The sequence below is a fragment of the Catenulispora pinisilvae genome (assembly GCF_015356865.1).
Classification (GTDB): domain Bacteria; phylum Actinomycetota; class Actinomycetes; order Streptomycetales; family Catenulisporaceae; genus Catenulispora; species Catenulispora pinisilvae.
This window is the reverse complement of record NZ_JAAFZA010000621.1, coordinates 1-392: the sequence shown is the minus strand read 5'-3', so window position 1 is coordinate 392 and position 392 is coordinate 1. Positions and strand designations below refer to the sequence as shown.

Here is a 392-nt window from a genome sequence, read left to right as displayed (position 1 = left end):
CCCCGATGCCCGTCTCCCCGACCCGGTCCCGGATCGCCCGCACCACCAGGTCCTCGCCCCCGAAGTAGCGCGCCGGCCCGTCCAGCGGCAACGCCGCCAACCCCGGCCGCACCACCTCGTAACGCGGCGTGAAATCGGCCAGCGCCCCCAGCACCGGCTCGAACGCCCGCGCCTCCGCCGCCTCGTCCCGCGCGTGGAGCACGAGGCCCGGCGACAGCCGCTGCGCGTCCCGCGTCCGCTGCCCGCGCCGCACTCCCTCGATACGCGCGGCGGAGGAGCAAGCCACGATCACGCCTTTGACGACCACGGCCGCCAGCGTGTCCGGGTCCGCGCCCACCGCCACTACCGGCCAGTCCGGGCACCATACGGTGAGGGCGCGGTCGGGGATGGCG

The 392-nt window shown here is 76.5% G+C and carries 1 protein-coding gene; it reads right to left on the bottom strand.

Going from position 1 to position 392, the window contains the following annotated elements; translation table 11 throughout:
- A partial coding sequence (locus IZR01_RS49635) for a Y-family DNA polymerase (protein ID WP_499698319.1) occupies window positions 1-392 on the bottom strand: 392 nt, incomplete at both ends.